Origin of the sequence: Rhodococcus sp. WWJCD1 (genome assembly GCF_002258735.1) — a bacterium.
Classification (GTDB): Bacteria; Actinomycetota; Actinomycetes; order Mycobacteriales; family Mycobacteriaceae; genus Rhodococcoides.
The window spans coordinates 150902-170975 of sequence record NZ_NOXY01000005.1 but is presented as its reverse complement, the minus strand read 5'-3'; the positions used below and the strand labels follow the sequence as shown (position 1 = coordinate 170975).

20 protein-coding genes are annotated in these 20074 nt (G+C 61.3%); 11 read left to right on the top strand and 9 right to left on the bottom strand.

Going from position 1 to position 20074, the window contains the following annotated elements:
- Positions 1-38: 38 nt before the first annotated feature.
- The 7 genes from CH286_RS02530 to CH286_RS02505 all read right to left on the bottom strand — a co-directional run bounded on the left by CH286_RS02530 (position 39) and on the right by CH286_RS02505 (position 6831).
- A complete protein-coding gene (locus CH286_RS02530) occupies positions 39-1127 on the bottom strand; it encodes an LLM class flavin-dependent oxidoreductase (protein ID WP_094608250.1) in 1089 nt (362 codons plus the stop codon).
- Positions 1128-1198: 71 nt separating this feature from the next.
- A complete protein-coding gene (locus CH286_RS02525) occupies positions 1199-2833 on the bottom strand; it encodes a phytoene desaturase family protein (protein WP_094608249.1) in 1635 nt (544 codons plus the stop codon).
- The gene (locus CH286_RS02520) at positions 2830-4356 is read right to left on the bottom strand and encodes a flavin-containing monooxygenase (protein WP_094608248.1); all 1527 of its coding nucleotides are present in this window, start codon (positions 4354-4356) and stop codon (positions 2830-2832) included. Before CH286_RS02520 ends, CH286_RS02525 begins: the two co-directional genes overlap by 4 nt.
- The gene (locus CH286_RS02515; RefSeq protein ID WP_094608247.1) at positions 4353-5162 is read right to left on the bottom strand and encodes an SDR family oxidoreductase; all 810 of its coding nucleotides are present in this window, start codon (positions 5160-5162) and stop codon (positions 4353-4355) included. Before CH286_RS02515 ends, CH286_RS02520 begins: the two co-directional genes overlap by 4 nt.
- A 298-nt stretch (positions 5163-5460) precedes the next feature.
- Positions 5461-5607: a hypothetical protein gene (locus CH286_RS28090; RefSeq protein WP_255182549.1), complete on the bottom strand. Its 147-nt coding sequence runs from the start codon at positions 5605-5607 to the stop codon at positions 5461-5463.
- Between the two features lie 77 nt (positions 5608-5684).
- Positions 5685-6191, bottom strand: coding sequence for an aldo/keto reductase (locus CH286_RS28085; protein ID WP_255182548.1), 507 nt, complete (start codon positions 6189-6191; stop codon positions 5685-5687).
- 184 nt (positions 6192-6375) lie between these two features.
- Positions 6376-6831 (bottom strand): VOC family protein, encoded by a 456-nt coding sequence (locus CH286_RS02505; protein WP_094608374.1) that lies wholly within the window; start codon positions 6829-6831, stop codon positions 6376-6378.
- A 104-nt stretch (positions 6832-6935) separates the two neighbouring features.
- On the opposite strand from CH286_RS02505, the gene CH286_RS02500 reads away from it, so the two are divergent.
- Positions 6936-7934 (top strand): helix-turn-helix transcriptional regulator, encoded by a 999-nt coding sequence (locus tag CH286_RS02500; RefSeq protein WP_094608246.1) that lies wholly within the window; start codon positions 6936-6938, stop codon positions 7932-7934.
- A 269-nt stretch (positions 7935-8203) separates the two neighbouring features.
- Here CH286_RS02500 and CH286_RS02495 read toward each other — a convergent pair whose 3' ends face one another.
- Positions 8204-9574: an SLC13 family permease gene (locus tag CH286_RS02495; protein ID WP_094608245.1), complete on the bottom strand. Its 1371-nt coding sequence runs from the start codon at positions 9572-9574 to the stop codon at positions 8204-8206.
- Between the two features lie 230 nt (positions 9575-9804).
- Positions 9805-10596, bottom strand: a complete 792-nt coding sequence (locus tag CH286_RS02490) for an IclR family transcriptional regulator (protein ID WP_037155369.1) — start codon at positions 10594-10596, stop codon at positions 9805-9807.
- A 193-nt stretch (positions 10597-10789) separates the two neighbouring features.
- Here CH286_RS02490 and CH286_RS02485 point away from each other — a divergent pair, with 193 nt between their 5' ends.
- From CH286_RS02485 to CH286_RS02440, 10 genes are read left to right on the top strand one after another with little or no spacing between them, the layout of a single operon-like run.
- The gene (locus tag CH286_RS02485) at positions 10790-12229 is read left to right on the top strand and encodes a Rieske 2Fe-2S domain-containing protein (protein WP_037155371.1); all 1440 of its coding nucleotides are present in this window, start codon (positions 10790-10792) and stop codon (positions 12227-12229) included.
- A complete protein-coding gene (locus CH286_RS02480; protein WP_052058804.1) occupies positions 12226-12843 on the top strand; it encodes a 3-phenylpropionate/cinnamic acid dioxygenase subunit beta in 618 nt (205 codons plus the stop codon). The genes CH286_RS02485 and CH286_RS02480 overlap by 4 nt, the downstream gene beginning before the upstream one ends.
- Positions 12840-13151: a hypothetical protein gene (locus tag CH286_RS02475; protein WP_094608244.1), complete on the top strand. Its 312-nt coding sequence runs from the start codon at positions 12840-12842 to the stop codon at positions 13149-13151. The genes CH286_RS02480 and CH286_RS02475 overlap by 4 nt, the downstream gene beginning before the upstream one ends.
- Entirely contained in the window at positions 13148-13954 is an 807-nt protein-coding gene (hcaB, locus tag CH286_RS02470) for a 3-(cis-5,6-dihydroxycyclohexa-1,3-dien-1-yl)propanoate dehydrogenase (protein ID WP_037155375.1), read from the top strand. The genes CH286_RS02475 and hcaB overlap by 4 nt, the downstream gene beginning before the upstream one ends.
- 39 nt (positions 13955-13993) lie before the next feature.
- Positions 13994-14191: a ferredoxin gene (locus tag CH286_RS02465; RefSeq protein ID WP_094608243.1), complete on the top strand. Its 198-nt coding sequence runs from the start codon at positions 13994-13996 to the stop codon at positions 14189-14191.
- Positions 14188-15426, top strand: coding sequence for an NAD(P)/FAD-dependent oxidoreductase (locus tag CH286_RS02460; RefSeq protein ID WP_255182547.1), 1239 nt, complete (start codon positions 14188-14190; stop codon positions 15424-15426). Before CH286_RS02465 ends, CH286_RS02460 begins: the two co-directional genes overlap by 4 nt.
- Positions 15427-15446: 20 nt before the next feature.
- On the top strand, positions 15447-16190 hold the full coding sequence (locus CH286_RS02455; protein WP_094608373.1) for a class II aldolase/adducin family protein: 744 nt from the start codon (positions 15447-15449) through the stop codon (positions 16188-16190).
- Positions 16191-16192: 2 nt separating this feature from the next.
- Positions 16193-17656 (top strand): aldehyde dehydrogenase family protein, encoded by a 1464-nt coding sequence (locus CH286_RS02450; RefSeq protein ID WP_037155384.1) that lies wholly within the window; start codon positions 16193-16195, stop codon positions 17654-17656.
- Positions 17653-19410 carry a thiamine pyrophosphate-binding protein gene (locus CH286_RS02445; protein ID WP_094608241.1) on the top strand — a complete coding sequence of 586 codons (1758 nt, stop codon included), beginning with the start codon at positions 17653-17655 and terminating at the stop codon, positions 19408-19410. The genes CH286_RS02450 and CH286_RS02445 overlap by 4 nt, the downstream gene beginning before the upstream one ends.
- A 43-nt stretch (positions 19411-19453) precedes the next feature.
- A complete protein-coding gene (locus CH286_RS02440) occupies positions 19454-19780 on the top strand; it encodes an isochorismatase family protein (RefSeq protein WP_094608240.1) in 327 nt (108 codons plus the stop codon).
- The last annotated feature ends 294 nt before the right edge of the window (positions 19781-20074 follow it).

Below are 20074 nucleotides of genomic sequence, written 5' to 3'. Positions count from 1 at the left end.
TCGGTTCTGGCAAAGCTACTGTCGGCCGGGTCGAGATCTCATGCCCGCAGGCCGCGCTGGCGTAGACGTGGCAGAACCTCGTCGACGAAGTACGGCAATTCGGCTGCATAATCGACGAACGCCAAAGTGGTGCCGGCCAAGCCGCTCGCAGCCAGCTTCTCGATGCTGTCGGCAATCTGGTCGGGAGTGCCGACAAGGGGGTAACTTCCGTGGCCTGCGGCGAACCGGGGGCGGAAGTTGGCGAGCATCTCGGGTGAGAACGATTGAGCATGCAAACCCTGGAGTGCCATGAGGTTGTCGACGGCCTGCCAGTCTGCGTTGGTGTCCGCGTAATACTCCAGGTAATCCAGGGCCTCCTGCTCGGTCGGTCGACACACCACGTGAGACAGGGTCAACACCCCGATCGACCGGTCGTTCGCCTCGGCGGCGGCTTGGACGTCGGTGACCGTCGCGGCAGCATTGTCGAAGTCCTGCACAGGGGTGAACAGGAAGTCTGCGTTCTTCGCCGCGAACGCGCGGCCCTGAGGTGAGGCCCCCGCGTTGAGAACCGGCACCCGCCCGTTCAGGGGCTTGGGATCGGAGTGGACGCCTTCCATATGGAAGAAGTTGCCGTCGAAATCGAACGGACCCACTTCGGTCCACAGCTTCGTCACGACGTCGAGCCACTCCTGCCCGAATGCGTATCGGTCGTCGTGATTGGACGGTAGGTCCATCCCGAACGCGCGATACTCGGGCTCGTTCCACCCGGCGACGATATTGAGTCCCGCCCTACCGCTTCCGATGCGGTCAAGGGTGGCGATTTGCTTCGCGGTGACGATCGGGTGGTTGAACGCGGTGTGCACGGTGGCGAACACGGTGATGTTCGACGTCCGGGCGAGCAATGCCGCTGCCCACGCGATGGGCTCGAGTACACCTTCGTGGAAGTTGGTCTCGCCGCCGTAGCCGATCCATCGCGCGATCGGAAGAAGGAAGTCCAGGCCTGCTTCGTCGGCGATCTGTGCGGCTGCAAGATTGTCTTCCCATGACCCCGACCACCGTTCGGGAACCTTGGTCACGGCCAGGCCGCTGCTGCAGTTCGCCGAGAACAAACCGAGCGCGAAGTGTGTGGGATCGGAAAGTGAAAGCATCGCTTCGTCCTATCGTTCGGGGGTGCCCTCTGACCGAGCACCATGACGATATAGCGGTTTGATGACTGTCGTCATGTTTTCGATGTAAATTTCTCGATACCGACGCGGATGCGATCGGCAGTGCGGGTGCGACGAGATGGCGCGAGCAGTTGCTGCGCAACGAGGTGGCCCGAACCACCGCCGAGTCCCGGGCCGGGGTGCGTGAAAGCACCGATGTGAAACAGTCCGTCGATGCCGGTGCGGTGGCCCGTGCCGGTACCGGGGCGCCAGAACAGAGATTGATCGATTTCGGCCGCACCGCCGTAGGGATCGCCGGCGACGGCGTTCGCGTTCGCTGCAGTCAGTGCGGTCGGCGGGATGGAATACGAGTCCAACACGGTCGCACGTAGACCAGGTGCGAAGCGCTCGATCGAGTCCAACACGCGATCGACGTACGCTGCCGTTGTGTCGGGACTCCACGTACCGTCCGTCGTAATCGAACCCGCCGCATCGCCTTTCGGCGCAAACGGAAGCTCCTGAAGCTGTACCCACAAAGTGGCCTTGCCGGTCGGAGCGCGGCTCGGATCGAGAACGCACTGCTGGCCTACGACGATCGTGGGATCTGCCGGTAGGTAGCCGGATTCGGCTTGTGCACATGCGATTCCGGTGCTCGACGCACCGTTACCAATATGTACCAGCGGCACATCGTCCAGTCGCGAATCCGACCACCGAACGGGACGGTCCAATGCGAAGTGCAGTTGCATCGCAGCGCGGCCCGGGCGATGCCGATCGGCTGCGCGCCGGCCCGCAGCAGGAACGGCCGCGGGATCGAGCAGGTTGTCGTAGAGTCTGGGCGTTGCTGTCGACGACAGTACGGCCCGCGTCGCCGACAGTCTCTCGTCGGCCAGATGCACTGCAACGGCGCGACCGGACCGAATCTCGATGTGCGCCGCGGTTTCACCGAGTATCACCGTCACCCCGCGCTCGCTGAGCACGCGCGCGAATGCGGTCACGAAATTGTCCGCGCCGCCGGTCACCACAGGCAGCCCGACCGCGTGCATGGTGAAAGCCATGATCGGGAGCATCAGCCCGCCGGTCGCGTGGTCGGGGGACAGGCCGGCATGCAGAAGCCACGGAGACCACAGGTGGTCGGCCTCGAAACCTCGAAAGCGCTCACGGATCAGCGCGCGTCCGCTCTGCGCCGAGACGCGCAGCATATCGATGCTGCCGTCCTTGCCCAGCGCGCGCGCCATCGACACGCCCAGGCGAGCGAGATCGAACGGCCGCAGTTCCGAGCCCAGGGCACCGAACACATGGGGGGACCAGGACTCGAGCTCGGCCAGCATAGCTGCGTACGCCGCGCGATCGTGCTCGTACTCGAAGCTGTGGGCGGTTTTCGTCGGGTCGCGATGTGCCACTGCGACACCGTGATCGGAAACCGCGGCCGTGACAGCTCCGTCGGTGTTGGAGTACGCGAGACCATGACGGTGCAGATCGTCACCGAGCGTCGCGTACGCGCCGCCGGTGACGAACAAGGGGTGCCAGGAACTGAAGGTGTCGTGTACGAAACCGGGGCGTGTCAGCGAGTCTGACGCGATGAATCCGCCCAGCTTCTCGCGTTCATCGACGAGCGCGACCGACCACCCGGCGCCGGCGAGTTCTGCGGCAGCGACCATTCCGTTGATACCTGCACCGACCACAACGGCGTCGAAACTGCGGGTGGTCACCCGTGGATCCGCTTCTTCAATGTCTGCACGATTCCACGATAATCACTCGGGTTCACCGGAAACAGCCATTGCTTCGCCCTCGTCAGCATCGACACGTTGATTCCGATGTCCTTCAGCGTTTCGTCGATGTTGTGCACCGAGAACGGAATGACGTTGGTCCCTCGCGCGTGATTGCCGTTGGTGCGTTCGCGCATCCAGGCAAGGCGTTTCGTGACGGACGCTCGCATCTCTTCATCCGACGGAAGCGTGTGATTTCCGCCGAGCAGTGAACCGATCCACAACGCGGATGTCTCTGCCGACAGCGGCGAGAAGAACGAGGAGTTGTATCCGGCGAAGCTCAGATCCGACACCCCGACGGGATGGATTTGCTGATGCAGAACGTAGTCACCGTTGGCGTCGGTGAACCGGCTCAGCACATCCGGGGACAGGAACGGGATGTTCTGCTTCCAGCCGGTCGCTGCGAGCACGACATCCGCCCGAATCACCGTGCCATCCGACAATTCGGCGTGCGGATGTCCGTCCTTTTCGAGCAGGCGCACGATGGTGGTTTCACGGCGCACGTCGATGGTTCCGTCCGCGATCCCCTCGAAGAATCCTTCCGAAACGAGGGAGACCGTCGACCGCGCGATGTCGGCGAACGTACCCTGCGGGATCAGGCCGAGCTTTTTCAGGCCGAGCTGTTGGGTGGTGACGCTTCCCACGCTGGATACCATCGAGCCGGCGATCGTGGAATCGGCTGCGTGGAGCAGTCTTTCGACTCCATTCACCGAGTGGTAGCGAAACAGGCCCTCGCCGAGCCGAGTCAACATGATGAACTTGTAGTTGACTACGTTGCGAATCTTCCGAGGCAATTTCCACAACAATTCACGTGCGACCACAGTGGTGGAGGCCGCGACTTTCGATACCTCGACGGTGATATCGCACGCCGACTTACCGTATCCGACGATGATCGCGTGCTTGTCGGCCACCTGGTCCAGGCTGTGAAGGTCCCCAGCGGGGAAGATCCGGCCCCCTGCGTCGAGGAAGACGTCTGCACCCTCGAACGCCGGAACGAAAGGCTCGGAGAAGATGCCGCTGGCGAGAATCAGATGGTCGACGTGCTCGGTGTTGGTGACCGGCTCGGCTCCATGCACCGCTGGATCCGAGCGCTTCGTGGTGACGTCCCAGCCGCCGGTTGGGGTCGGAGCAGCATCGATCACCTCGGTATCGCAGTGCACACGATCCATGAGATCGAATGTGCGAGCGTAGTTTTCGAGGTAGGACTGGACCTGTTCGCCGGAGGGCCATTCAGGGTAGTGCTTCGGCATCGGCATCTCGGACAACGCGTAGGTGCCCTTGTCGTTCTGCGTCTTCAGTCCCGGGTAACGACGCGTCGCGCTCCACACACCGCCGACGTCGGGGGCCTTCTCGTACACGACGACGGCGTGCCCCAGTTCGCTCAGTACCCGTGCCGAAGACAGTCCGGCGAACCCGGCACCGACTATCGCGATGGTCTTGCGGGGACGGATGCTATGGACATTCATGAGGGATCCTGTTCGGCGAGAAGGGGAATGGCTGGAGTGGCTTGCTCGGGACCCATGGCGGAGTATCCGCCGTCCGCGGCCCAATCGGCTCCGGTGACGACCGAGGCTGCATCGGACGCAAGAAAGGCGACGACGTTGCCGACTTCGCTGGGGTCACCGACACGTCCGGTGAGGTGGAACGGCGCGGCAACCCGGTCGGTCTTGACCCGATCGCCGCCGGAGAGGTTGTCCATGATCGCGGACCACGTCCAGCCCGGGCTGACCGAGTTGACCCGAATGCCATCGGCGGCGAGGTCCATGGCCATCGATCGGGTGAGCTGGGCTATCGCTGCTTTGCCTGCTGGGTATACCCAACGTCCGGTCTGCGCGACCGAGCTCGAGATCGACGTGAAGTTGACGACGGACGCGTGTCGGCTCGCCCTCAGATGGGGGTGCGCGGCTTGCACCAAGGCGACCATGCTCACGACGTTGACGTTCAGAGCCGTGAGCCAATCTGCTCGCGTGGTTGTGAATCCGTCGTCGATGTAGACGGCCGCCAGGTTGACCACGATGTCGAGGCCGCCGTGCTCGGCGACCGTCTCGGCGACGAGAGTCGCCAGCGCCGCGTCGTCGGTGACGTCGACCCGACGAAAGGTGACCCTGGAGCTCGACGTCTCCTGTGCGACGCTTCTGCCGTTCTCCTCGTCGATGTCGGCAATGACGACGGATGCGCCGTGATCGGCGAGCACCTGTACGACTCCGCGCCCGAGCAGCGTGGCTCCGCCGGTGACTATGGCCGTTCGTCCTGTCAGGTCTGCGGTTGTCACGGGGCCTCCCTTGCGATTGGAGAGCCACAACTCGCGGGCCCTCGGTAGCGAGGGACATTACGGAGATCGAGGGGGCTCGCATATCCGAAATGCGCAGCGATAGTCCCGATGGCGCACCGATCGAAACTGACGTGCCGCGATGTGTGGCCGCCCAATCCAGCTGTGAGAGAGCGCAATCACATCAGGGTTTCATGTGCACTGCCGCCGGCGGGTGATAACCGATGTCGAAGACGCCGGTGTCCGTGCCGGGCGGGGTGATCTCGTCGATTCGGTCGAGCATGTCGTCGGTGAGCGATTTCTAAGATCCGGCGAGCAAATCGTCGGGTTGGTCCATGGTGCGCGGTGCGACAATTGCCGATGTCACCTGTGGGTGGGCGCGGACGAACGGCATAGCCATGTGTGTGAGCCACATGCCCGCGCCGTCGTACTTTGTCTGTTCGGTCATGTGCCTGGGCCCCACATCTTCCAGCCTAACGAAATCTTCGCGTCCGAGTGCGAGCTGTACTTTCCGGTGAGCAGCCCCTACGACAGCGGACTCCAGGTGAGAACCCTCATCCCATATTTCTCTGCGACGGGGAGAATCTCGCGTTCTGTGCCCCGGGCGAGGATCGAGTACGACGGCTGTTCTGTTCGCAGCCGAATCAGACCCCTTCTCTCCGAAACCCATTGTGCTTCGGTGATGTCGGAGGGAAGGAAGTTCGACGACCCCACCGCGCGCACCTTGCCGCTCGTGACGAGATCGGTGAGCGCCGAGAGGGTCTCTTCGATGTCCGTCGCAGGGTCGAAGTGGTGGATCTGATAAAGGTCGATGTAGTCGGTACCGAGGCGTCGCAGCGAATCCTCGACTGCGGTCGCAATCCACCGACCGGACGCACCGTGACGGTTCGGGTTTCGACCCATCGGCCCGCTGAATTTGGTGGCGAGCACGACGATCTCTTCGGTCACACCGCCGCCGTAGACGTCGGCGGTGTCGACGAAGTTGATGCCCGCGTCCAGGGCACGGTGGATGATTCGGTGGCAATCGTCCACATCAGTGTTTCCAGCCGACCCGAACATCGTTGTGCCGAGCAGGGCTTGGACGATGGTTGCGGTGGTGACGGCGAGCCAGTCGATGTCGGACAGGACAGCGAAACTGTGGATTCCTCAGAGAATGGAAAGAGTGCAACTGGCAACGCCGCGGCGCGGGTTGATGAACCCGCCCGCGGCGGGTCACTCAGGCGGCGGTGACGCCGACGCTCCAGGTAACACCGAACCGGTCGGTAAGCATGCCGAAGCCGGCGCTCCATGCCGATGAGGCCAGGGGCTCGACAATCACGGCGTCGACCGACAGCGCATCCCAGTAACCCTGGACCTCAGCAAGGGTGTCGGAACCGATCGAGACGAACAGTGCCTGATCGGTGAGGGTGGTGCCGTTCTCGCGACTGGTCGAGCCACCACCGGTGATCGAGCCCTCGGTCTGGCCCGGGATGTCGTAACCCATCACCCGAAAGCCGTTCTCCGCGGCCACGAGACCGAAGACGACCTTGTCGGCACCAGGCAGTTCGGCCGGCATACCGAAGTCCGAGTAAGTGTTGATCACGGCGTGCCCGCCGAACACGGACTGGTAGAACTCCAGTGCTGCTCGGGCGTCGCCCCGGAAGTTCAAGTGGGTGGTGGTCTGGATGGTCATTTCTGCTCCTGATGAGTACACGGCGGAGTGTTTTCCCCGACGGCATCGAGTTTTGCAGCTATATAGGGCGTTTTCTGACCTAGATGCCGGCCTAAGCTCGAGAAATGACCACGACCTCCCGACTGTTGAAGCTGCTTTCGCTGCTTCAGACTCGACGCGACTGGCCGGGCTCAGTGCTCGCCGAGCGGTTGAACATCAGCCACCGCACAGTGCGCCGCGATGTCGACCGTCTTCGCGAGATGGGATACAGCATCCAGGCGACGATGGGCACCGACGGCGGCTACCGACTCGATGCCGGCAGCGAATTGCCCCCGCTGCTGTTCGACGACGACCAGGCGATCGCACTCGCCGTCGCACTGCAGGCTGCCACCGTGACCGGAGTCGGCATCGAGGAAGCGGCCCTCCGAGCGCTGACTACCGTGCGACAGATCATGCCGTCCCGTTTGCGACATCGTTTGAACGCACTCGAGTTCACAACCATCGCGAGCCGCCCCGGAGACGGAGCACCCACCTTCGTTTCGCCGGACGTACTCATCGCGCTGTCAACGGCAGCGAGAGCCTCGGAAGTGCTGCGATTCGATTACGCCGGACGGCACCCCGACGACGCGTCCGAGGCGGCACCACCGCGCCGAGTAGAGCCACACCACTTGGTGACCTCGCACAGCCACTGGTACCTCGTCGCCTGGGACCTCGAGCGCGATGACTGGCGCATCTTCAGCGCACACCGCATCACACCCCGCACTCCGACGGGACCGAGATTCGCCCCCCGTGAAGTACCCGGCGGCGATGTATTCGAGTACATTTCCGCCCGTTTCAAAGGCGCTGAACGCACCAACCAGTGGCCCTGCACCGGGAAAGTCATTCTCAACCGCCCCGCCAGTTACGTCTTCCCATTCGCGGGCGACGGAATCGTCGAAGACCTCGACTCCGGACGGTGCAGCCTCGAGGTCGGCTCGTGGTCCTGGGTAGCCCTCGCCGCCGCCCTCAACCGTTTCGACACCGACATTCAGGTCATCGGCCCGGTGGAACTGACACAAGCGTTCGGACAACTCGGTTCGCGTAATTTGGCAACCGCAAGAGGTGACGGTTCGGTCGACTCATGACGCTGAGCTAGTCGGCGGTACCGGTCCGCTGACGACGGCGTGCCGCGTTGACGAAGAGACCGCGGCCGACCATGTGACGTCGATCGTAGAAACGGTATTCACCGCCACTGCATTGTTGACGGTCGCTGGAAATCGTCCCGACCAAATCGGTTTCTCGGTTTTGGTATCCAACGAAGCGGGTTGTGTATCAGAGGTGTCGCGGAAGAACGATTTTGTGAGATGCCGACGGGGCTTTTCTTCGCCCCACAACATTTGGGATGCCGTCGACGTCAGATGGCAGACGGAACAATGATGAGAACGAAAGTCGCGACAGGAGCGACGACGATCATGCTCATTCCCCACCTCAGCAAACCCTTGTAAACTCTTTTCGCATCGGCCTCGGGCGTGTTTGCGACCACCAGCGATCCGACTGTCGAGAATGGCGTTGAGTCGACAACCGTTGCGCACACGGACAAAGCAACCAGGAACGCAATGACACTCACCTCACCTTGCAGCAAGAATGGAATCGAGAGTGGGATCAATGCGCCCAAGATTCCAGTGCTAGACGCGAATGCGGACACCGCCGCCCCAACGAAGCAGATCACAAACGCCGCCAGCAATGGAATTCCCAGATTTGTTACGCTGTCTCCGATCGAGTCCACCGTGCCGATTGCTTGGAGCACGCCAACGTAAGTGATGATTCCGCAGATCAACAGCACAGTCTGCCACGCAATGAGTTTCTCTGCATTCGCGCTGGATTTGGGAGTGACGAGCTTCAAGAAGACAGCTGCGAAAAGGGCCACGACTCCGATGTTCGCTTCGAATGCGAGCGCGACGCCGCCTGTCACGGCGATCGTAGCCAGCGTCAAGATCTGAGGCCCAGTAATTTGCTTCCTGTCGACAGCCGTGAGGGCGGTTGACTTGATTGCGGTCAGGCTGGTCCCTCCTCCTCCGCCGGCCGAGTCATCCGTCATAGCCGTAGTGCCACCAATCGGGTGGTCAACTCCGTGTGTTCTGGAAGGCGTGCCTTCAACAACTTTCCCGCGTCTGTCACGGATCAACTGGACTCCGCCGAAAATCAGAAATATTGCGACGCCGAGACCGATGTTGAACACGAAGTTTGCCGCGAACAGAACGAGAGGAGACGAACTTAGGCCCGCACGCTCGGCAGTTTGGTTGACGATTGCACCCAGAGCGTTGACGGGGGAGAAGTTTCCTGCGGCGGAGCCGTGAATGACCATCAGACCCACTAGAACTGGGTTCATGTTGTAGCGCAGCGACAATCGGATCCCAAGAGGAGCAAGTAACGCTACGGTCGCCGGTCCGAGTGCTCCAGCTGTCGTCGGAATTGCCGAGACGAAGAATACGATCCACGGTATGTAAAGTGCTCGTCCTCCCACCAGCCGTACGCAGCTGTCAACAATCCACTCGATCGTACCGTTTGCCGAGGCAATTCCGAAGAGGAAGGTCACTCCGACCAGCAGGACGAATAAATCAGCGGGGAATCCGTCCAGTACGTCGGCTGTGGATCTATTGGCGAAGAATAGGGCCAAAGTGAATGCGCCCACCAGAGAGAGCACGCCTAGATTGATCGGGCGCAGGGTGCCGATAGCGAATATGACGGCTAGAAGGCCAATTCCCAGGATGTCTATGTATGTCACTGCTGACTCCTCCGGTCGACGGCCTCACAACTGGTTGAGGTGTCGTACAAAGTGTGGTGGTTGAGATGTAGAACACACCATAAGCAGACATTCTGCAAGACACAAGCCGACTCTGCTGTGCAGAGAAGTCTCGATGCCTGGCTGAAGGGAGGTTTTGAATCTGAACTGCAGGGGCGCAACGTTTTCCAGGCGCTACGCTGAATGCCGCGAGTCAACGTGCCTGATTGCGCTCAAACCAGTGCGCGAGCCAGATCCTCGGCCGCGGCGGTCAGGGTCGATGCGAACTTGCGCACTTTTCCTGCGGGAAGTTGGAACTTAGGTGCAGACGCGTTGAGTGCCAGTCGTAAACCTGGCGCGGAAGTTAGGACCGGGACCGCCACCGACGCAACACCTTCCTCGGACTCTTCACGGTTGACCGCGTATCCGTTGGCGCGAACTGCCTGCAATTGCTCTTCCAGCGCATCCCGGCTCGTCAGGGACCAAGGGGTGACGCCGGCGAGAACCTCGTCTGGATACAGAGATCGAAGTTCGGTGGGGCTCAACTCAGCCAGCATCGCTTTGCCAGTGGACGTGCAGTGCGCGGGCATGACGCGGCCGAGTCGGGATGCGACTCGGACCGCTGCAGGGCTTTCGAGGGCTGCCACGAAGCGTACCGACTGGCCGTCGAGCATTCCCACGTGGACCGTCTCGCGTAATTCCATGCTGAGCCGTCGAAGTACAGGTGCCGCTGTTGTCGGAATATCCAGTCTTCCGAGGACTGCGAACGCGACTCCAGTCAAAGCCGGGCCCGGTAGGTACGCCTTGGAAGTGGGGTCCTGCCGGATGAATCCGCGGTACTGCAGCATCGCCAGCAGACGGTGAGCTGTCGACGACGCAACTCCTAGGAACTTGCTTGCCTCCGTCATGCGGATCTCATGGCGCTCACCGAGCAGGAGAAGCAGTCTCAATGCGTTGTCCACGGATTCGATCGGGTACTGAGGCGGATGCCCGAACTCGAGGCTGTCGACGCTGGGCTTCTGCATAGCAGAGACGTTACAGGACGCGGGTTCGCCTCGGGCTTTCCTTCGGAGAGGCCATTTGGCCGGTGGGTGCGCTCCCTCTAGCTGCATAAACGTGGCATTCCTACGAATCGCCTCTTTCCAACAGAGTATGCTTCTGCTATACAGAGACTGTAAGACGGCAGAGTCAAGGAATGTCAACGTATGGGAGCGCTCGATGACCGCCAACGCTCAAGTACTGGAGGATGTGCGACACGGGATGATCCCCGCGCACATCTACAACGACCGAGAGATTTTCGAGGAGGAGAAGGCGACGGTCTTCAGCCGTGCATGGCTCTTCGTCGCGCACGAATCGGAGATACCCACCGCGGGTGACTACGTCGTTCGTCGTGTGCTGGACGATTCTTTCATCGTTGCTCGCGACTCGAAAGGCGAGATCCGGGCGATGTTCAACATGTGTCTGCACCGAGGAATGCAAGTATGTCGCGCTGAGATGGGGAATGCATCCAATTTTCGGTGCCCCTACCACGGGTGGTCGTATCGCAACGACGGACGAATCATCGGTTTGCCGTTCCACTCGGACGCGTACGGAGGCGAGGATGGATTCAAGAAAAAGGGTCAAACCCTTCTTCCTGCACCGAATCTGGCGAGCTACAACGGGATGATCTTCATTAATATGGATCCCGATGCAGAGTCGCTGGAGGACTATCTCGGTGACTTCAAGTTCTACCTGGATTACTACACAAAACAGAGCTCGCACGGGCTCGAGGTGCGTGGACCGCAGCGCTGGCGAGTCAAAGCGAACTGGAAGATCGGTGCCGAGAACTTCGCCGGCGACATGTACCACACCCCCCAGACGCACACCTCGGTCGTGGAGATCGGACTATTCCGCGAACCGAAGGCCGAGAAGCGAAAGGATGGGGCAACGTACTGGGCAGGAAAGGGCGGGGGAACCACATACAAGCTTCCAGAGGGGTCGTTCGACGAGCGAATGCGATACGTCGGATACACCGACGATATGGTCGAGCGGGCAAAGCAAACATGGTCAACTCAGCAGCAACAAGTTGTCGGGGAAGACGGGTTCATGATTTCTGCAGCATCGGTATTCCCCAACCTCAGTTTTGTTCACAACTGGCCGAAAGTGGAGGACGGCGATAACGTCCTCCCGTTCATTTCCATTCGGATGTGGCAGCCAATCAGCGAGAACGAGACCGAAGTTCTGTCGTGGTTCGCCGTCGATTCCGCAGCGCCGGAAGAGTACAAGAAGAACTCCTACAAGGCGTACCTCATGTGCTTCGGTTCGACAGGCATGTTCGAGCAAGACGACGTGGAGAACTGGGTCTCGTTGACCAACACTGCTGCTGGCTCGATGGCTCGTCGACTTACGCTGAACAGTCGCATGGGCCTACTGGCTGATGGTGCCCCAGTCGTCCCGCAACTCGACCCGAACGAGTTTCACGGTCCAGGCTTCGCGCAGGTGGGATACAACGAGCACAATCAGCGCGCACTGCTCGAACTGTGGGCTGAGTACTTGGAGAAGCCCCATCTTGCATCGTCTTTCACAGCGGTGGGTACTGACAACCCCAAGGGAATCAGGCCGATGGCACAGACAAACGGGAGCTGCAGCAGGACTGAAGAAGCGGGGTCGAAGGCATGACCATCCCGACCGTCGGATATGCGCGCGTCCGGAACGGGACGACCTATTCCGAACAAGCCGCTCTGGGCGATCATGCGCCGCGGAATCGCCGTATTGGTGCGCCGTTGCGGTTCGACGATCCCCGTCACGTCGATGCCCACCAGTTCCTGGTGGAGGAGGCGTATCTTTTCGATACTCAGAGCTACGATAGCTGGCTCGAAACATTGACGCCCGATATCCATTACGTTATGCCGGTCAAGGTCACCACTGCTCTCGGGGCCGGATTCGACACCTCGCCCGGAATGGCTCATTTCGACGAGAATTTCTACTCGCTGAGTCGTCGGGTAGCGCGGTTCGCAACAGAGCACGCATGGACCGAGGATCCCCCTTCTCGTCTGCGGCACTTCATTACAAATGTGCGAACGTTCGTCGCGGACGGTAGCGGCGAACATCTGATCGTCGACAGTGCCGAGTTGTTGTTCCGTAGCCGCGGTGACGTGAACGAATCTGCGTTCGTGTCGTGCGGACGTGAGGATTTGCTTCGAAAAGTCGCTGGTGAATGGAAGCTGGCGCGTCGCACGATTTCGGTCGACGAGTCCGTAATGCGCATGCAGAATCTGGCGGTGTTCCTGTGAGCCTGAAATGGGAAGGCGAGGACGAGGATGCCGAGGCCGCCCGACGGGCAGCCGCAGAGCTCGAATCGCACATTGCGGCCTCGGTCGGAGAACCTCTGACCATCGCGAACGAATTCGCTGAGGTGACGGTCCGCCGAGTCGAGACGAGGAACGGCGTGCGCCTTCTGATCCACTCGGTGAGATCCGGACAGTGGGTCTCGGTCGACCCTCTCGAACTGGAGTCGTTGACGTGGCAGAACGAGGCGACGTTCGCTGCCATGGTCGGAAATATGTTCGCGCCGTTGATCTCCGAAGGAGACGACGAATGACCGGTTGGCTCGAGGGCAAGCGTGCTCTCGTGGTGGGCGCGGGGTCCGGAATCGGTCGTGCCGTCGTCGATGCATATATCGAGGAGGGCGCACAGGTTGGGGTCCTCGAACGTGACGCCGGCAAATGTGACCAGATGCGACGAGAACTGCCTGGAGTCGCGGTCGTCGAAGGTGACGCCACCGTCTTCGAGGACAATGAGCGTGCCGTCACTGAGGTCGCGAACGCATACGGGGGCGTAGACACTTTGGTGAATTGCGTCGGCATCTTCGACTTCTACAAAGGGATTCGTGACATCCCAGCGGAAGTGCTATCCGGTGCGTTTACCGAGATGTATTCGGCCAACGTGCTCACCCACGTCAACTCGGTCAAGGCTGCGCTGCCTGAACTGGACAGACACGACGGGGCATCGATCGTTCTGGCAGAGTCTGCGTCGTCTTTCTACCCAGGGCGCGGAGGGCTGCTGTACGTGTCGTCCAAATTCGCAGTCCGTGGACTGGTGGCAACACTGGCCTACGAATTGGCGCCTCGGATTCGTGTGAACGGCGTGGCACCGGGCGGAACGCTCAACACGGACCTTCGTGGCCTCGAATCTCTGGGGACCAACACAATTCGGTTGGACGATGCTCCCGACCGCGCGAAACAACTTGCGGCGCGAACGCCGCTGAAAGTCGCGTTGTCTGGCAGAGACCACGCGTGGAGTTTCGTGTTCTTCGCCTCCGATCGTTCGCGGGGCATAACGGGAGGGCAAACACACCCTGACGGCGGGTTCGGAATCGGTGCACCCAAACCCTCGTCGGAATGACTCGAACTCTTGCGAAAGCCAACCCGGAAAGGAGAGACCATGACCACGGTGAAGGCAGATTTGGTAGCGTGCCAGGGCTATGCCAATTGTGTGGTTGGGGCCGATGACTACTTCGACATCAACAATGACGGGGTTGTAGATGTATTGATCACCGACGTACCGGAGTCCGAGCGCGCGCGGGTGGAGACAGCGGCAAAGTCGTGTCCCGTCTCGGCGTTATGGTTGGTCGACGAGTGATCGCCTATACAGCGGTAATCGTCGGCGCATCGATCGGCGGTGTTCGTACCGCACAGGCGTTGCGAAACGCTGGTTTCGATGGCCGTGTAGTTCTGGTCGGTGACGAAGCGGAGATGCCGTACGACAAGCCTCCGCTCTCGAAGGCTGTACTGGCCGGCGAGGTGGAGCCCGATCAGGTGCGTCTCATCGACGAAGCCGGCGCTGTCGAACTCGATATAGACCTCGTGTTGGGTAGTGCAGCAATACGTCTCGACGTTGCCGAATCGACCGTTCTGTTGGAGAACGGTACGGTCGTGAGGTACGACGCGGTTATTCTGGCAACCGGTGCGAGCGCACGCCCGTCACCGTGGGGCGACCGATCCGGCATACACGTCATCCGGTCGATGGCGGATGCGGTCGCGCTACGTGCCGATCTGGCGGCCGGAGGTCGCCTCGCGGTCGTCGGCGCAGGTTTCATCGGAGCCGAGGTAGCGGCGACGGGACGCAAGTTGGGACTCGAAGTCACCATGATCGACCCGAGCCCAGTCCCGATGTCACGCATCCTCGGTGCAGAGATGGGTCAACGGTTCATCGATCTGCATGCAGCTCACGGCGTGGACGTTCGGTTGGGTGTAGGAGTCGAAACGATCGACGGTGAACGAGGTGCTTTCCGAATTGGATTGACGGACGGTAGCGCCCTCGATGCCAGCGTGGTGGTCGTCGGTATCGGAGCTCAACCGAACGATCGTTGGCTGACTTCGTCCGGCCTCGACATCGACAACGGGGTTGTTTGTGATCGCTTCTGCAAAGCAGTCGGACAAGCGAACGTGTACGCGGTAGGCGACGTCGCGCGTTTCGACAACGAACGTCGCGGTGGCCTGACGCGACTCGAACATTGGACCAACGCAGTCGATCAAGCGACGGTAGTTGCGCACAACATCGTGACACCGTCGGAACCACTCGGACACAGACCCGTCGAGTATGTCTGGAGCGACCAGTACGACTGGAAGATTCAGATCGTGGGGTTGGCGGGGTCGCGCGAGAACATCCTCGTCGAGCATTCGACTACGCCCGATCGATTCGCCATCGCCTACGCGTCCGCGGACTCATATCTCGCCGGTGTCGTCGCAGTGAATTGGCCGAAAGTAGTCGTAGCCGCGAGGCGCGGTCTGGACAATGACACGACTTTCGCGTCGTTCGTCGAATTGCTCGAGCAGCTCGCGGCTCCGAAACCACCGTCAGGGGGGCACACGTGAGCAAAACGACCGATCAACAAATCGAGCGATCGAGGCAGCCGCTCTATGCGCAGCGATCTGACGTAGCCGAAGCGTGTCGAGTTGCTGCAGCAAGGGGACTCGTTGATGGGATTCTAGGGCACATCAGCCTCCGAATCGACGATCAGCGCCTTCTCATACGGTGTCGAAGCGCGGACGACCGTGGAGTCGCGTCCACTCGTGCGTCGGATATTCGCCTCGTGAACTTCGACGGCTCAGCCGGGCTACCGGGTGAACTCGACGGTTACAGCGTTCCGAACGAACTTCCGGTTCACACAGCGGCGATGGCTGTGTCCCCCGACAATCGCGCAGTCGCGCATTTGCATCCACCGCACGTGGTCGCAGCCGATCTCGCCGGAATCGAACTGATGCCGATATACGGCGCATATGACATTCCGGGAGCCCATCTCGCTCGCGCAGGTATTCCTGTCTACCGGCGGGCAGTGCTGATCAGGACAATGGAGCTTGGCAGCGAGATGGCTGATGCAATGAATGGTCGCCCCGTTGTCATCTGTCGAGGCCATGGAATAACCTCCGCGTCCACCAGTGTGCAGGGTGCCGTACTGCAAGCGATCAGTGTCAGCGAGCTGGCTCGGATGTCGCTTCAAATACTTTCCGCAGGTGGGGTTCTGCGACCGATCGACGACGCTGACTGGAGCGACCTTCCCGACCTCGGTCCCAGTTTCAACACCGCGACAGCGTGGCGGCACGAGGTCGCGCTCGCCGACATCACGAACGGAAACTAGCAATGACACCATTAATCGACATTTCGCCCGCACAGCGTGAATGGACCATTCTGCAGGACGGCGCATCTGTTTCACCCACCAGCATGTATGCCGTCGAGAATCCCGCAACCGGACAAATTTTGACGCACGTTCCGGATTGCTCGGATACCGAGGTCGACGACGTCGTTCGTCGTGCCACGATCGCTCAGCGCGCTTGGGGCGCTTTGCCTCCGCGGGAGCGAGCACACCAAGTGCGCGCATTCGGTCGCGTCGTTCGGGAACACCGGGACGAGCTCGCGACTCTCGATGCCATCGACGGAGGATTCCCGCTCCCAATGATGCGCATCGACGTCGATGCGGCGGCCGACTTGATCGACATCTTCTGTGATGCCGCACTCGACCTGGGCGGACGCACAATTCCGGTCAGCGACAATCTCCACTACACGACCCAGCAGCCGTTCGGCGTCGTGGCCCGCATCGGAGCGTTCAATCACCCGTTCTTCTTCTCTGCATCGAAAGCGGCTGCGCCACTGGTGGCCGGCAACGCTGTTATCGTCAAAGCCCCCGACCAAGCCCCACTGTCCGCGCTCCGCATGGCGGAATTGGCAGCAACGGTTCTACCCCGTGACTTGTGTGTAACGGTCAGCGGACGCGGAGCCGGGGCGGGTCGAGCATTGGTTCGCCATCCCGATGTTCGCCGCATCGGCTTCATCGGCTCCCCGGAGACCGGTCGCATGATTCAACAGGACGCCGCCTCCGTTGCGGTCAAGAACATCACACTCGAACTCGGCGGCAAGAACGCGATGATCGTCATGGCTGACGCCGACTTGGATCGCGCAGTGGAGGCTGCGGTCACAGGAATGAACTTCACCTGGACTGCCGGGCAATCGTGCGGGTCGACCAGTCGGCTACTCGTGCACGAGTCCATCGCAGAGGAGGTGACGGCAAGGGTCGCCGCAATCGTCACGGACATCGTGGTTGGCGACCCGCTCGACCCGACCACCCAGATGGGTCCGCTGATCTCGGAGGCTCAGTACCGAAAGTCCCTCGACGCCATCGCATCCGGTGTTCGGAGCGGAGCCAGGGTAGTTGCGGGCGGATCACGGCCGGTTGGGCTAGGTGACCGGGGGTGGTTCTTGCAACCGACGGTACTCGCCGACGTCCCCCCGGACTCCGCCGTCGCCCAGAACGAGATCTTCGGGCCGGTCCTTTCTGTCATTACGTTCAGTGACGAGGACGAAGCCATCTCGATCGCGAACTCCGTCGAATACGGCCTGACCGGCGCAGTGTGGACCAGCGACATCACTCGGGCGCACCGTATGGCGCGGGCGATCGATGCGGGATACGTGATTGTCAACGGTGCCAGTCGTCATTACTGGGGCCTTCCATTCGGCGGTGTGAAGTCGTCGGGGGTGGGCCGCGAGGAATCCGTCGAAGAATTGCTGTCTTATTCCGAAACCAAAGCGACAACGGTGGTGCTTTCATGACGACGAACAAACCCGACCCGGTCTACGGCAGCGATGTCGTTGCAGATTTTCTGCGACACACAGGCATTCCCTACATTGCCCTGAACCCGGGAGCTAGTTTCCGGGGGCTTCACGACAGCTTGGTCAACCATCTCGGCGGCAGCCGGCCTGCAATGTTGATGTGTTTGCACGAAGAGCACACTGTGGCATTGGCACACGGCTGGGCCAAGGTGACGGGCACGCCGCTCGCGGTTGCCATCCACAGCAATGTTGGTCTGATGCACGCGAGCATGGCCATCTACAACGCGTGGTGCGACCGGGTTCCGGTGTTTCTGCTGGGTGCGACCGGTCCAGTTGATGCTGCTCTTCGGCGACCTTGGATCGACTGGATTCATACCTCGTCGGACCAGGCTGCCCTGGTGCGGCCGTTCGTGAAGTGGGACGATCAGCCACTTTCCGTGGAAGCGACGTCCGATGCCCTCGCGCGAGCGTGGGACATAGCGCGCGCCGAGCCGCCAGGACCGACCTATGTGTGCCTCGACGCGGCTGTGCAGGAAGAAGCGCTCGACCGTACCGTCGTGGTGCCACGTGTCAGCGCGGGTCTGCCCAGCGACAAATCTGTCGCATCTCCGCAGTCGATCGCACGTGCGTTGACGTTGCTGACGTCCGCTCAACGGCCCGTTGTCCTAGCGGGCCGCGTCGGGCGGTCCGAAATCGATTGGCAAAGAAGGATCGAGCTCGTCGAGGCGATCGGTGCTCGAGTCGTCACCGATCTCAAGGCAGGCTCGTCCTTTCCTACAACGCATCCTGCTCACGTCTCTGGGCCCGGCTTCTTTCTCGGGGCGGCGGGTAAAGAAGTGCTCGAGGCGTCGGACTGTGTACTTGCGCTGGACTGGATAGATCCAGCAGGAACGCTCGCTCAGGCCCCGGCGACCGGTTCACGGACTCTGGTGAACGCGTCACTCGACCAGCACCTCTACAACGGCTGGAGTAAAGACAGTCAGGCGCGACCTGAGGTCGACGTGTGGTTGGCCACGGATCCCGATACCGCGGTCGAGCAGCTTCTGACCTCGCTCGACGTCCCACCCCTCACAAAAGCGGACGCGAGCGGCGGAGTTGCGGTACGCGAGAACGACGAAATGGATACCGCGGACCGTCCAATTTCACTGTCGGACATAGCCGTCGCTTTACGCGCTGAATTGGCGGGGCACCAAGCAACCCTGGTGCGGCTGCCGCTCGGATGGAATGGCGACGACTGGGATTTCACCCACCCGCTCGACTTCCTCGGTTACGACGGTGGTGGCGGGATCGGGTCCGGGCCTGGCATGTTGGTGGGTGCCGCCCTGGCCCTGCGGGATGCGGGCGAGGGGCGTATCCCCGTCGGCATACTCGGAGATGGCGATTACCTCATGGGAGTACAGGCCCTGTGGACTGCGGCGCACGACGACATTCCGTTCCTGGCGGTCGTGTCCAACAATCGGTCCTACTTCAATGACGAGGTGCACCAGGAAAAGGTCGCGGTAATGAGGAATCGAGACGTCGACCGCAAATGGATAGGACAACGCATCGATGATCCAGCACCGGACCTTGCCCAGCTGGCGCGGGCGCAGGGCCTCGAGGGAATCGGGCCGATCACCTCGATGGCTGATTTGCCGGGCGCACTTGCCGAGGCTATGTCCCTAGTACGCTCTGGTCGACCTGTTGTCGTGGATGTCGTTGTCAGGCCGGGCTATTCCGCCGCCATGTCAGCTGGCCTGACGCGTGAACTCAACTGACCGCGCGAGTTTGTCGGTCACTTCGTTCGACAGGATACAATTTATGGTATCGACCGGTCGTACGCAGTTGATCATCGCCGGCATCAGTACCGATGTATGTGTCACCTTCGCGGCCCTATCGGCTGTGCAGAAGGGTTTCCGAACTCACGCAGTGCTCGATGCGTCCGGCACGTGGAATGCACTGGCATCAGAGGCGGCGGCGACCCGTGTGTACCGCGGCGGCGTCACGCTCAACAGCACCGTCGGTGTTTCAGCCGAGCTGCAGCGAGATCTGCGTAACGACGGCGGTCAGGAACTTGCAACCCTGTACGAGGAGTATGCGATTCCGTTCTACGGATCGTTGCTGCCGTACGTAACTGCTCGAGCCTGAGGCGAGACAGTGGGGGCGCGACATCGAGATGCCGCAACCCTCCGCTGGTTGCAGGAGACGGTGAGGCCGAGCTGATGGTGCCGCCCCGCGTGTCTACGGAGGGACCTAGCGTTCACCGCCTCGGTTGAACCAGACGGTGCATGCTGAACAGTGACCACTCAAACACTGAATAGCCCCTGGCCCGCGGACCTCGTAGGGGTATGCCAGGGCACGGCGCGCCCGTTGACTGCCGACAGTGGCCGTGCACATGCTGGGCCTGTCGTCGATTCACCCTGTGGGCGTGTCCCGTTCGCG